This window comes from Pseudomonas sp. MEJ108, assembly GCF_030208985.1.
In the GTDB taxonomy this organism is placed as follows: Bacteria; Pseudomonadota; Gammaproteobacteria; order Pseudomonadales; family Pseudomonadaceae; genus Aquipseudomonas; species Aquipseudomonas fragariae.
Window position 1 is genome coordinate 36,644 of sequence record NZ_JARVSW010000020.1, and the last position, 12,900, is coordinate 49,543.

11 protein-coding genes are annotated in these 12,900 nt (G+C 61.6%); all 11 read left to right on the top strand.

All coding sequences use genetic code 11. The annotated features are described in order from the left end of the window. The 11 genes from rsmH to QRN50_RS10965 are packed head-to-tail and all read left to right on the top strand — an operon-like array spanning position 1 to position 12,899. Positions 1 to 942 carry a 16S rRNA (cytosine(1402)-N(4))-methyltransferase RsmH gene (gene rsmH / locus QRN50_RS10915; protein ID WP_080397868.1) on the top strand — a complete coding sequence of 314 codons (942 nt, stop codon included), beginning with the start codon at positions 1 to 3 and terminating at the stop codon, positions 940 to 942. Beyond that, complete coding sequence (gene ftsL / locus QRN50_RS10920; RefSeq protein ID WP_003340690.1) at positions 939 to 1,232, top strand: cell division protein FtsL; 294 nt, start codon at positions 939 to 941, stop codon at positions 1,230 to 1,232. The genes rsmH and ftsL overlap by 4 nt, the downstream gene beginning before the upstream one ends. After that, on the top strand, positions 1,232 to 2,959 hold the full coding sequence (locus QRN50_RS10925) for a peptidoglycan D,D-transpeptidase FtsI family protein (protein ID WP_010427469.1): 1,728 nt from the start codon (positions 1,232 to 1,234) through the stop codon (positions 2,957 to 2,959). The genes ftsL and QRN50_RS10925 overlap by 1 nt, the downstream gene beginning before the upstream one ends. Then, on the top strand, positions 2,959 to 4,422 hold the full coding sequence (locus tag QRN50_RS10930; RefSeq protein ID WP_024638353.1) for a UDP-N-acetylmuramoyl-L-alanyl-D-glutamate--2,6-diaminopimelate ligase: 1,464 nt from the start codon (positions 2,959 to 2,961) through the stop codon (positions 4,420 to 4,422). Before QRN50_RS10925 ends, QRN50_RS10930 begins: the two co-directional genes overlap by 1 nt. Further along, positions 4,415 to 5,785, top strand: coding sequence for a UDP-N-acetylmuramoyl-tripeptide--D-alanyl-D-alanine ligase (locus QRN50_RS10935; RefSeq protein ID WP_058398859.1), 1,371 nt, complete (start codon positions 4,415 to 4,417; stop codon positions 5,783 to 5,785). Before QRN50_RS10930 ends, QRN50_RS10935 begins: the two co-directional genes overlap by 8 nt. Then, positions 5,785 to 6,867 (top strand): phospho-N-acetylmuramoyl-pentapeptide-transferase, encoded by a 1,083-nt coding sequence (gene mraY, locus QRN50_RS10940; protein WP_003313553.1) that lies wholly within the window; start codon positions 5,785 to 5,787, stop codon positions 6,865 to 6,867. Before QRN50_RS10935 ends, mraY begins: the two co-directional genes overlap by 1 nt. A gap of 5 nt (positions 6,868 to 6,872) precedes the next feature. Further along, the gene (gene murD / locus QRN50_RS10945) at positions 6,873 to 8,219 is read left to right on the top strand and encodes a UDP-N-acetylmuramoyl-L-alanine--D-glutamate ligase (protein ID WP_024643108.1); all 1,347 of its coding nucleotides are present in this window, start codon (positions 6,873 to 6,875) and stop codon (positions 8,217 to 8,219) included. After that, positions 8,216 to 9,430, top strand: coding sequence for a putative lipid II flippase FtsW (ftsW, locus tag QRN50_RS10950; RefSeq protein WP_003406017.1), 1,215 nt, complete (start codon positions 8,216 to 8,218; stop codon positions 9,428 to 9,430). The genes murD and ftsW overlap by 4 nt, the downstream gene beginning before the upstream one ends. Continuing rightward, positions 9,420 to 10,490, top strand: a complete 1,071-nt coding sequence (murG, locus tag QRN50_RS10955; RefSeq protein ID WP_003406015.1) for an undecaprenyldiphospho-muramoylpentapeptide beta-N-acetylglucosaminyltransferase — start codon at positions 9,420 to 9,422, stop codon at positions 10,488 to 10,490. The genes ftsW and murG overlap by 11 nt, the downstream gene beginning before the upstream one ends. Next, positions 10,483 to 11,943, top strand: coding sequence for a UDP-N-acetylmuramate--L-alanine ligase (gene murC, locus QRN50_RS10960; protein ID WP_003406013.1), 1,461 nt, complete (start codon positions 10,483 to 10,485; stop codon positions 11,941 to 11,943). Before murG ends, murC begins: the two co-directional genes overlap by 8 nt. Next, complete coding sequence (locus tag QRN50_RS10965; RefSeq protein ID WP_003406011.1) at positions 11,940 to 12,899, top strand: D-alanine--D-alanine ligase; 960 nt, start codon at positions 11,940 to 11,942, stop codon at positions 12,897 to 12,899. Before murC ends, QRN50_RS10965 begins: the two co-directional genes overlap by 4 nt. The last annotated feature ends 1 nt before the right edge of the window (position 12,900 follow it).

Genomic DNA, 12,900 nt, shown 5'->3' on the forward strand with positions numbered 1-12,900 from the left:
ATGAATAGCGGCTTTACCCACATCACCGTGCTGCTTGAAGAAGCCGTGGAGGCTCTCGCGGTGCGCGCCGATGGCTGCTATCTGGACGGCACGTTCGGACGTGGCGGGCATAGTCGTCTGATACTCAGCCAGCTGGGCCCCGATGGTCGGCTTCTGGGATTCGACAAGGACCCTCAAGCGATTGCCACCGGGCAAGCGCTAGCGGCCGAAGACGGCCGCTTTGTCATTGTGCAGCGCAGCTTTGCCGAATTGGGATCCGAAACTCAGGAGCGCGGTTTGGCCGGCAAGGTCAGTGGCATTCTGCTGGATCTGGGCGTGTCGTCCCCGCAGCTGGATGATCCAGAGCGCGGTTTCAGCTTCATGAACGACGGTCCTCTGGATATGCGCATGGACCCCGCCCGTGGCGTAAGCGCCGCCGAGTTCATCGCAACTGCACCGGCTGAAGAAATTGCCCGCGTCTTCAAGGAATACGGCGAAGAGCGGTTTGCCAAGCGGATGGCCAATGCGGTCGTTGCGCGTCGCGAAGTCCAGCCTTTCGAGCGCACAGCCGATCTGGCAGAAGTGCTCAAGGTCGCCAACCCTGCCTGGGAAAAGGGCAAGAATCCGGCAACGCGTGCCTTTCAGGGCCTGCGTATTCACGTAAACAATGAACTGGGCGATCTGGAAGCCGGCCTTGAAGCGGCACTGGATGTGCTGGAAGTGGGTGGCCGTCTGGTCGTCATCAGCTTTCATTCGCTGGAAGATCGCATCGTCAAGCTGTTCATGCGCAAGCTCGCCAAGGGCGAAGCCGACAACATGCCGCGCAATCTGCCGATCCAGTTCAAACCGTTCGAACCGAAAATCAAAATTCACGGCAAGGCTCAATTCGCCTCGGATGCCGAAACCAAAGCCAACCCGCGCTCGCGCAGTGCTGTCATGCGTGTAGCGGAGAAGCTCAGGTGAGCCGTCTGTTTCTGAAGCCTCTGCCCGGCGGCAGTTTCATTATGCTGCTGCTGTTCATTGCTGTCCTGATTTCGGCGATTGGCGTTTCCTATAGTGCACATTGGAATCGTCAACTGCTCAACTCGCTGTATTCGGAAATGAGCGTGCGCGACAAGGCGCAGGCAGAGTGGGGCCGGCTGATTCTTGAGCAGAGCACCTGGACTGCGCATAGCCGTATCGAAACTCTGGCCACCGAACAGCTGAAGATGCGCATCCCGAGCGCTGCCGAAGTGCGGATGGTGGCGCCATGATGAAGCTCGATGGCGCTCTTTATCCGTGGCGCTTTCGCGTAGTCGTAGGGCTGCTGGTGTCCCTCGTGCTCGCCATTTGCTGGCGCATCGTCGACCTGCAGGTCATCGACCATACCTTTCTCAAGGAGCAGGGCGATGCACGCAGCCTTCGGCATATCCCTATTCCGGCGCACCGTGGTCTGATCACCGACCGTAACGGCGAGCCGCTGGCCGTCAGTACGCCGGTGACCACGCTGTGGGCCAACCCGCGTGAAATGCAGCAGGACAAGTCCAAGTGGCCGATGCTGGCCGCCGCGCTGGGTCAGGATCTCAAGGCATTGACTGAGCGTCTGGACTCGCAGGCGAACAAGGAATTCATCTACCTGGTCCGTGGCCTCACGCCGGAACAGGGTCAGTCGGTCATCGATCTGAAAGTGCCCGGCGTTTACGGCATCGAAGAGTTCCGCCGCTTTTATCCGGCCGGCGATGTCACTGCACACATGGTCGGCTTTACCGACCTTGACGACCATGGCCGGGAAGGCGTCGAGCTGGCCTATGACGACTGGCTCGCCGGTGTGCCCGGCAAGCGTCAGGTCATCAAGGACCGGCGCGGCCGACTGATCAAGGATGTTCAGGTCACCAAGAATGCCAAGGCCGGAAAGACCTTGGCTTTGTCTATTGACCTGCGCCTGCAGTACCTGGCGACCCGTGAACTGCGCAATGCCATCGTCGAGAACGAGGCCAAGGCCGGCAGCATGGTGATCATGGACGTCAAGACCGGTGAGGTTCTGGCGATGGTCAACCAGCCGACCTATAACCCGAACAACCGTCGCACCATGGTGCCTGCCGCCATGCGCAACCGGGCCATCATCGACGTGTTCGAACCCGGTTCGACCATGAAGCCGATCTCCATGACCGCAGCGCTGGACAGTGGCCGCTGGAAGCCGACCGACAAGGTCGAGGTTTATCCGGGCACCCTGCAGATCGGCAAATACACGATTCGTGACGTGACCAAGACCGAAGGCCCGATCCTCGATCTGACCGGCATTCTGATCAACTCCAGTAACGTCGGCATGAGCAAGGTTGCGTTTGATGTGGGCGGTGAGGCGATCTTCCGTGCCATGCAGCGCGTCGGTTTCGGTCAGTACACCGGCCTCGGCTTCCCTGGCGAGCGCGTCGGCAACCTGCCCAACTACCGCGAATGGCGCAAGGCCGAAACCGCCACGCTGTCCTATGGCTACGGTCTGTCGGTCACGGCCTTGCAGCTGGTGCATGCCTACGGCGCGCTGGCCAACAATGGCCGCATCGTGCCGTTGACCATCCTGAAAACAGATAAAGAGCCGGAGTCGACCCAGGCCATTCCTGAGAAAACCGCGAAGACCCTGCAAGGCATGTTGCAGCAGGTTATCGAGGACCCACGCGGCGTCTATCGCGCCCGTGTGCCGTCCTACCACGTTGGCGGCAAGAGTGGTACGGCGCGCAAGACGTCCATTGGCACCAAGGGCTATGCGGAAAATTCCTATCGCTCGCTGTTCGCCGGTTTCGGCCCGATGAGTAACCCGCGTTACGCCATCGTGGTTGTCATCGACGAGCCGAGCAAGGGTGGTTACTACGGTGGTCTGGTTTCGGCCCCGGTATTCAGCAAGGTCATGTCCGGCACGTTGCGTCTGATGAACGTGACGCCGGACAACCTTGCGCCACCTGAACAAGTCAACGCCGCACCGGCAGCCAAAGGAGGGCGTGGTTGATGGCCTTTAATCTGAGCAAGATTTTCGCTCACACCGACCGCGATGCGCTGATTCGCGAGTTGACCCTCGACAGCCGCAATGTGCGCCCGGGCGACCTGTTTCTGGCAGTGCCGGGCATCAAGGTCGATGGCCGCGCGCATATCGCCGACGCGCTCAAGCGTGGCGCAGCTGCCGTAGCCTATGAAGTCGAAGGGTCGACCGTGCTGCCGATCACCGACGTGCCGCTGATCCCGGTCAAGGGGCTCGCCGGGCAGTTGTCCGCCATCGCCGGTCGCTTCTATGGCGATCCGAGCCGCAGTCTGAATCTGGTCGGTGTTACCGGCACCAACGGCAAGACCAGCGTGACCCAACTGGTGGCCCAGGCGCTTGATGTCCTCGGCCAGCGTTGCGGGATCGTCGGTACCTTGGGCACCGGTTTCTACGGCTCGCTGCAAAGCGGTCGCCACACCACGCCCGACCCGATTGCCGTGCAGGCGACGCTGACCGACCTGAGAAAGGCCGGTGCGCGCGCAGTGGCGATGGAAGTCTCGTCCCACGGTCTTGATCAGGGACGCGCTACGGCGCTGGCCTTTGATGTGGCGGTGCTGACCAATCTGTCCCGTGACCATCTGGATTATCACGGCACCATGGAGGCCTACGCTGCCGCCAAGGCGAAGCTGTTCGCATGGTCCGATCTGAAATGCCGGGTGATCAACCTGGATGACGACTTCGGTCGTGAACTGGCCGCGGTCAAACAAGAGTCGCGGTTGATCACCTACAGCCAGCTGGACAGTTCGGCCTACCTGTATTGCCGCGATGCGAAGTTCGATGACGATGGCGTGCGTGCCACGCTGGTCACGCCGCAGGGCGAGCATTTCCTGCGCAGCAGCCTGCTGGGTCGTTTCAACCTGAGCAATGTGCTGGCTGCGGTCGGCGCGCTGCTGGGCCTGGATTACGCGCTGGACGAAATTCTCAAGGCGCTGCCGAAACTCGAAGGCCCGGTCGGACGCATGCAGCGTCTGGGGGGTGCCGACAAGCCTCTGGTGGTCGTGGATTACGCGCACACCCCGGACGCGCTGGAAAAAGTACTTGAAGCACTGCGCCCGCACGCCAAGGGCCGCTTGTTGTGCCTGTTCGGCTGCGGCGGTGATCGTGACCGTGGCAAGCGTCCGTTGATGGCTGGAGTGGTCGAGCGTCTGGCCGACGGCGTATGGGTCACTGATGACAATCCGCGCTCCGAATCGCCTGTCAGTATTTTTGACGATATACGCCCTGGCTTCGTTGCTGCGGACAAGGTGCGTTTCATCGAAGGTCGCGGTCAGGCCATTGCCGAGCTGATTGCCAGCGCCAATGCTGATGACGTGGTGGTGCTTGCTGGCAAGGGCCACGAGGACTACCAGGAAATCAACGGTCAGCGGCAGCCGTTCTCCGATTTGCAAGAAGCCGCCAGTGCGCTTGCCGTATGGGAGCCTGCGAATGCTTAAGCCAATGACCTTCCGCGAACTGGTTGTACCACTCGACGCCCGTCTGGTCGGCGGCGACTGCAGCTTTGCCGGCGTGAGCACCGACAGTCGTGGCATCCAGCCTGGGCAACTGTTCGTGGCCCTGACCGGCCCGCGTTTCGACGGTCATGAATACCTCGACCAAGTGGCTGCCAAAGGTGCGGTCGGGGCTCTGGTCGAGCGCGAAGTGCAGGGCACCGCCTTGCCGCAACTGCTCGTGCTGGATACCCGCAAGGCACTTGCCCAGCTGGGTGCCATGAATCGCAATGCGTTCGTCGACCGGCCGGTTGCTGCCGTCACCGGGTCGAGTGGCAAAACCACGGTCAAGGAGATGCTCGCGAGCATCCTGCGCACGCGCGGCCCTGTGCTGGCGACCCGAGGCAACCTGAACAACGAATTGGGCGTTCCACTGACGCTGCTGGAACTGGCTCCCGAATTCACGTCCGCTGTGATCGAACTGGGTGCATCGCGGGTTGGCGAGATTGCCTACACCGTGAGCCTTGCCAAGCCGCACGTTGCGATGATTACCAACGCCGGCACCGCCCATGTTGGCGAGTTTGGCGGCCCGGACAGGATTGTCGAAGCCAAGGGCGAGATTCTGGAAGGTCTCGACGCGGGTGGCACTGCAGTCTTGAATCTGGAAGACAAAGCGTTCCCGATCTGGCGCAAGCGCGCCGGCAATCGCAATGTCCTGACCTTCGCACTGACCGACTCTGCAGCGGATGTGTACGCCAGCGAGCTCAGTCGTGATGCTCGGGGCTGCCCGGCTTTCACCATCAACAGCCCGCTCGGCACCGCCCGGGTTCAGCTGAACCTGCTCGGCACGCACAACGTTTCCAACGCCCTGGCCGCTGCGGCTGCCGGCTGCGCAATGGGTGTGCCGCTGGAAGGGATCGTTACCGGGCTGAACAACGTGCAGCCGGTCAAGGGCCGTGCCGTGGCGCAAATCGCCAGCAATGGCACGCGCGTCATTGATGATACCTACAACGCCAACCCTGCCTCGATCAACGCGGCCGTCGACATCCTCACCGGCTTCACCGGTCGTACCGTACTGGTGCTGGGCGATATCGGCGAGCTGGGCGACTGGGCCGAGCAGGGCCATCGCGAAGTCGGTGCCTATGCCGCTGGCAAGGTCTCGGCGCTGTATGCCGTCGGCCCGTTGATGACTCACGCCGTCAGCGCCTTTGGCGAGCACGCTTACCACTTTGCCAGTCAGGCTGAACTGATTGCGGCGCTGGGCGCCGAGCAGGACCCCGATACCACTTTACTGATCAAGGGCTCGCGTAGCGCTGCGATGGAACACGTCGTGGCTGCCTTGTGCGGTTCTAGCCTGGAGAAACATTAATGCTGCTGCTGTTGGCCGAGTTTTTACAACAGTTCTACAAAGGCTTCGCGGTCTTTCAGTACCTGTCATTGCGCGGGATTCTTGGCGTGCTCACTGCACTGACGCTGTCGCTGTGCCTGGGGCCGTGGATGATCCGCACCCTGCAGATGCGTCAGATCGGTCAGTCGGTGCGTAACGACGGTCCGCAGTCGCACCTGTCCAAGTCCGGCACGCCGACCATGGGCGGGGCGCTGATCCTGTCGTCCATTGGTATCAGTACGCTGCTGTGGGCTGACCTGAGCAACCGTTACGTGTGGGTCGTGTTGCTGGTGACCTTCCTGTTCGGCGCGATCGGTTGGGTCGATGACTACCGCAAGGTGATCGAAAAGAATTCGCGGGGCCTGCCGAGCCGCTGGAAGTATTTCTGGCAGTCGGTATTCGGCCTCTGTGCCGCGATCTTCCTTTATACGACTGCGCCGTCGGCAACCGAAACCACGCTGATCGTGCCGATGCTCAAGGATGTGCGCATCCCGCTGGGTATCGGTTTCATCGTACTGACCTATTTCGTGATCGTCGGCTCCAGCAACGCAGTCAACCTGACTGACGGCCTGGACGGTCTGGCGATCATGCCAACGGTGATGGTGGGCGGTGCATTGGGCATCTTCTGCTACCTGTCAGGTAACGTGAAATTCGCTGAATACCTGCTGATTCCCTACGTGCCGGGGGCGGGCGAGCTGATTGTGTTTTCTGGCGCGCTGATTGGCGCCGGGCTGGGGTTCCTCTGGTTCAACACGTATCCGGCGCAGGTGTTCATGGGCGACGTCGGTGCGCTGGCGCTCGGCGCGGCGCTGGGCACCATGGCGGTGATCGTTCGTCAGGAAATGGTCCTGTTCATCATGGGCGGCGTGTTCGTGATGGAAACCCTTTCAGTGGTCATTCAGGTTGCGTCTTTCAAACTTACCGGCCGCCGCGTATTCCGCATGGCGCCGATCCACCACCACTTTGAACTCAAAGGCTGGCCCGAGCCACGTGTGATCGTCCGTTTCTGGATCATCACCGTGATTCTGGTGCTCATTGGCCTTGCCACGCTGAAACTGAGGTAGAACGAGTGTCCCTGATCGTTTCCGACCGCTTCCGCATTGTCGTGGGTCTAGGCAAAAGCGGCATGTCTCTGGTTCGCTTCCTGGCGAACCAGGGCGTGTCCTTTGCTGTGGCCGACACGCGGGAGAATCCTCCTGAGCTGGCGACCTTGCGTCGCGACTATCCGCAGGTGGAAGTGCGTTGTGGCGAGCTGGACGTGGATTTCCTCTGCCGTGCCGATGAGCTGTATGTCAGCCCCGGTCTGGCCCTGGCGACCCCGGCCCTGCAGCAGGCGCACGCACGCGGCGTCAAACTGTCGGGCGACATCGAACTGTTCGCGCGTTACGCGAAGGCGCCGGTGATTGCCATTACCGGCTCGAATGCAAAAAGCACCGTGACCACGCTGGTCGGCGAGATGGCCGCTGCCGCTGGAAAGCGTGTGGCGGTGGGCGGCAATCTCGGCACTCCGGCGCTGGACCTGCTCAGCGACGATGTCGAGCTGTACGTGATGGAGCTTTCCAGCTTTCAGCTCGAAACCACCGACCAGCTCAATGCTGAAGTGGCGACCGTGCTGAATATCAGCGAAGACCACATGGACCGCTACAGTGGCCTGCCTGCCTACCACTTGGCCAAGCACCGGATTTTCCGTGGCGCGCGGCAAGTGGTGGTCAATCGTCAGGATGCGCTGTCCCGTCCGCTGATTGGCGAAGGCCTGCCGTGCTGGACATTCGGCCTCAACAAGCCCGACTTCCATGGTTTCGGCCTGCGTGAAGAGAACGGCGAAAAGTACCTGGCGTTCCAGTTTGAAAACCTCATGCCGGTGCGTGAGCTGAAAGTGCGCGGTGCGCACAACCAGGCCAACGCGCTTGCCGCCCTGGCGCTCGGGCATGCAGTCGGCCTGCCGTTCGACGCCATGCTCGCCAGCCTGCGTGAATTCACCGGCCTGGAGCATCGCTGCCAGTGGCTGCGCGAGCACGAAGGCGTTCATTACTACAACGACTCCAAAGCCACCAATGTCGGTGCCGCACTGGCTGCCATCGAAGGGCTGGGCTCGGATATCGACGGCAAGCTGGTGCTGATCGCCGGCGGCGATGGCAAAGGCGCTGACTTCAGCGGTTTGCGTGCGCCAGTCGCCAGGCATTGCCGCGCGGCGGTACTGCTTGGGCGTGATGCCGAGCTGATTGCCCAGGCATTGGGCGACGCCGTTGCGCTGGTGCGTGTCGATACCGTCCAGGCGGCTGTCGAGCACAGCGCAAAACTGGCGCAACGTGGCGACGCCGTATTGCTTTCTCCTGCATGCGCCAGTCTGGACATGTTCAAGAATTATGAAGAGCGCGGACGTGTGTTCGCGCAGGCAGTGGAGTGCTTGTCATGATCTTCGGTGTGATCAAGCCTTATCCATCGCCACTGATCAGCGGGCGCGGCATCGACCTCGATTTCCCGATGCTGGTCGGCTGCCTGGCGCTGCTCGGCCTTGGCCTGGTAATGATTACCTCGGCTTCTTCGGAAGTGGCCGCAGTGCAGTCGGGCAACACGCTGTACATGATGACCCGTCACCTGGTTTATCTGCTGATCGGCCTGGGTGCCTGCGGCGTGACCATGATGATTCCGGTGGCCACCTGGCAGCGCCTGGGCTGGATGATGCTGCTCGGTGCGTTCGGCCTGTTGCTGCTGGTACTGGTGCCTGGGATCGGGCGTGAGGTGAACGGTTCGATGCGCTGGATCGGCTTCGGCGCGTTCAACGTGCAGCCCTCGGAAATCGCCAAGGTGTTTGTGGTGATCTTCCTTGCTGGTTACCTGATCCGTCAGCAGCAGGAAGTTCGCGAAAGCTGGATGGGTTTTTTCAAGCCGTTCATCGTGCTGCTGCCGATGGCCGGTCTGCTGCTCATGGAGCCTGACTTCGGTGCCACCGTGGTCATGATGGGCGCGGCGGCGGCCATGCTGTTTCTTGGCGGGGTCGGCCTGTTCCGCTTCTCGCTGATGGTGGTACTGGCGGTCGCTTCCGTGGTGGTGCTGGTCCAGGCCCAACCTTACCGGATGGCGCGTCTGACCAACTTTACCGACCCGTGGGCCGACCAGTTCGGTTCCGGCTATCAATTGACCCAGGCGCTGATCGCCTTCGGTCGCGGCGAGTGGTTCGGCGTCGGGCTGGGCAACAGCGTGCAGAAGCAGTTCTATCTGCCGGAAGCGCACACCGACTTCGTGTTCTCGGTCCTTGCAGAAGAGCTGGGCGTCGTGGGTTCGCTGATCACCGTCGCGCTGTTCCTGTTCGTCAGTATTCGCGGCATGTACATCGGCATGTGGGCCGAGCGCGCCAAGCAGTTCTTCGGTGCCTACGTGGCCTACGGTCTGTCGTTCCTGTGGATCGGTCAGTTCCTGATCAACATTGGTGTAAACGTCGGCTTGCTACCCACCAAGGGCCTGACCCTGCCGTTCCTCAGCTACGGCGGCAGCTCGCTGGTGATCTGCTGCGCGAGCCTCGGGCTGCTGCTGCGCATCGAGTGGGAATCGCGCAACAACATGGGCAGTGAAGAGGCCGAGTTCAAGGAAAGCGACTTCGCCGAGGAGACGCCCCATGGACGCTAACGTGCTGATCATGGCGGGCGGGACCGGCGGGCATGTATTCCCGGCGCTGGCCTGCGCGCGCGAGTTCCAGGCACGCGGCTACAAGGTCCACTGGCTGGGCACGCCGCGCGGTATCGAAAACGAACTGGTACCGCAGGCCGGTCTGACGCTGCACCTGATCAACGTCACCGGTCTGCGTGGCAAAGGCCGCTTGTCGCTGCTCAAGGCGCCTTTGATGTTGCTCAAGGCCCTGATGCAGGCACGCAAAGTCGTGCGTCAGGTGAAACCGGTCTGCGTGGTCGGCTTTGGCGGCTACGTCACTGGCCCCGGCGGTCTGGCGGCGAAGCTGGCAGGCGTACCGTTGATCATTCACGAGCAGAACGCCGTGGCCGGTACCGCCAACCGCAGTCTGGCGTCGTTCGCCAGCCGGGTGTGCGAAGCGTTCCCGAACACTTTTGCGGATTCGTCCAAGCGTCGCACCACCGGCAACCCGGTGCGTGTCGAGCTGTTTCTGGAAACACCGCGTCAGGCACTGGCCGGACGCAAGGCTCGTCTGCTGGTACTGGGCGGCAGCCTGGGCGCGGAGCCGTTGAACAAATTACTGCCCGAGGCGCTGTCTCAGCTGCCTCAGGACATCCAGCCCGAAGTCTTTCATCAGTCGGGCAAGAATCATGACGCAGTCACCGCCGAGCGCTATCGCAACGTGGGCGTCGAGGCGCAGGTTGCGCCGTTCATCCAGAACATGGCCCAAGCCTATGGCTGGGCCGATCTGGTGGTCTGCCGCGCAGGCGCATTGACCATCAGCGAACTGGCCGCCGCCGGCCTGCCGTCGTTGCTGATACCGCTGCCCCACGCGATTGATGACCATCAGTCACGTAACGCTGACTATCTGGCTCGCGAAGGCGCAGCCTTCGTCATGCCGCAAGCGACAACTGGCGCCGCCGAGATGGCAGCACGCCTGAAAGAGGTTTTGATGCAACCCGAACAATTAAACAGCATGGCCCGCACTGCACGCAGCCTGGCCAAGCCTGATGCAACCCGCACCGTCGTCAACGTCTGCGTGGAGGTGGCCCATGGTTGAGAATCAACGCGCCATGCCACAACCTGAAATGCGCCGTATCCGTCGTATCCACTTCGTCGGTATCGGCGGCGTAGGCATGTGCGGGATCGCTGAGGTGTTGTTGAACCTGGGCTACGAAGTCTCGGGCTCCGACCTGAAGGGTTCGGCCGTGACTGAGCGCCTGGAATCGTTCGGCGCGCAGATTTTTGTCGGCCATCGTGCCGAGAACACCATCGGTGCCGACGTACTGGTGGTGTCCAGCGCCGTCAACACCTCCAACCCGGAAGTGGCCACTGCCCTGGAGCGTCGCATCCCGGTCGTACCGCGTGCCGAGATGCTCGCCGAGCTGATGCGTTATCGCCACGGCATCGCCGTTGCCGGTACGCACGGCAAGACCACCACCACCAGCCTGATCGCCTCGGTGTTCGCTGCTGGCGGCCTGGACCCGACCTTCGTGATTGGCGGCCGTCTCAACGCCGCAGGCACCAATGCGCAGCTGGGCACCAGCCGTTACCTGATTGCCGAAGCTGATGAAAGCGACGCCAGCTTCCTGCACCTGCAGCCTCTGGTCGCAGTGGTCACCAATATCGACGCCGATCACATGGCGACCTACGAAGGCGACTTCAACAAACTGAAGAAGACCTTCGTCGAGTTCCTGCACAACCTGCCGTTCTACGGGCTGGCAGTCATGTGCATCGACGACCCGGTGGTGCGTGAGATTCTGCCGCTGGTCAAGCGTCCGACGCTGACCTACGGCTTCAGCGAGTCTGCCGATATACGCGCAATCAATGTGCGTCAGGACGGCATGCTGACCTTCTTCACCGTACTGCGCCGCGACCGCGAGCCGCTGGATGTGTCGGTGAACATGCCCGGCAATCACAACGTACTCAACTCGCTGGCGACCATTGCCATCGCCACTGATGAGGGTGTCAGCGACGAGGCCATCGTTCAGGGCCTTTCCGGGTTCCAGGGCGTCGGTCGGCGCTTCCAGGTTTACGGCGAGCTGCCGGTCGACGGTGGTCACGTGATGCTGGTCGATGACTACGGTCACCACCCGCGCGAAGTCGCAGCCGTGATTAACGCTGTGCGTGGCGGCTGGCCTGATCGTCGTCTGGTAATGGTTTACCAGCCACACCGTTTCAGCCGCACCCGTGACCTGTACGACGACTTCGTGCAGGTCCTGGCCGAAGCCAATGTTCTGTTGTTGATGGAAGTCTACCCGGCCGGTGAAGAGCCTGTTCCCGGTGCGGACAGCCGCAACCTGTGCCACAGCATTCGTCAGCGCGGCCAGCTGGACCCGATCTACATCGAACGCGGTGTAGAGCTGGCGCCGCTGGTCAAGCCGTTGCTGCGTGCCGGCGACATCCTGTTGTGTCAGGGCGCCGGTGACATCGCTGGTCTCGCACCGCAGTTACTCAAGAGCCCGCTGTTCGCCGGTGCCAAAGTGGCCTCCACCGAAGGGAAGCTGAAATGACAGCCGTTGCCCAGTCGTCCCTGCGCTCGACACTCGAGCCGAAAAGCTTCGGCCGTGTCGCCGTGCTCTTCGGTGGCAAGAGTGCCGAGCGTGCGGTCTCGCTGAACTCGGGTAATGCCGTGCTCGGCGCGTTGCTCGAGGCTGGTGTGGATGCGTTCGGCATCGATGTGGGCGATGACTTCCTGCAGCGACTGGTCAGCGAGAAAATCGACCGTGCCTTTATTGTTCTGCACGGACGCGGCGGTGAAGACGGCACCATGCAAGGCCTGCTGGAATGCCTGGAAATCCCTTATACCGGCAGTGGCGTACTGGCTTCTGCGCTGGCGATGGACAAGTTGCGCACCAAGCAGGTCTGGCAGAGTCTCGGCCTTGCTACACCGGCGCATGCCGTTCTTGAAAACGAGAGTGATTGTATTTGCGCGGCGACGGAACTGGGCTTGCCTTTGATCGTCAAACCGGCCCATGAAGGTTCAAGTATCGGTATGGCAAAGGTGAACAGCGTCGATGAATTGATCGCCGCCTGGAAAGCCGCCAGTACCTACGATTCGCAAGTATTAGTCGAACAATGGATTCAGGGACCTGAGTTCACTGTGGCGTCTCTGCGTGGCCAGGTGTTGCCTCCCATCGGCCTGGGCACTCCTCACAGTTTTTATGATTACGATGCCAAGTACCTGGCGTCCGATACCCAGTATCGGATTCCGTGCGGACTTGGCGATGCGCAGGAACAGGAACTCAAACAACTTGCAGCACGTGCTTGCGAAGCCATCGGCATTGCAGGGTGGGCGCGCACGGATGTCATGCAGGACGCACAAGGCAAGTTCTGGTTACTGGAAGTCAATACTGTACCGGGCATGACCGATCACAGTCTGGTGCCTATGGCGGCCCGTGCGGCAGGTCTGGATTTTCAACAACTGGTGTTGGCGATCCTGGCCGACAGCGTTCAGGCGAGGGGTTAAG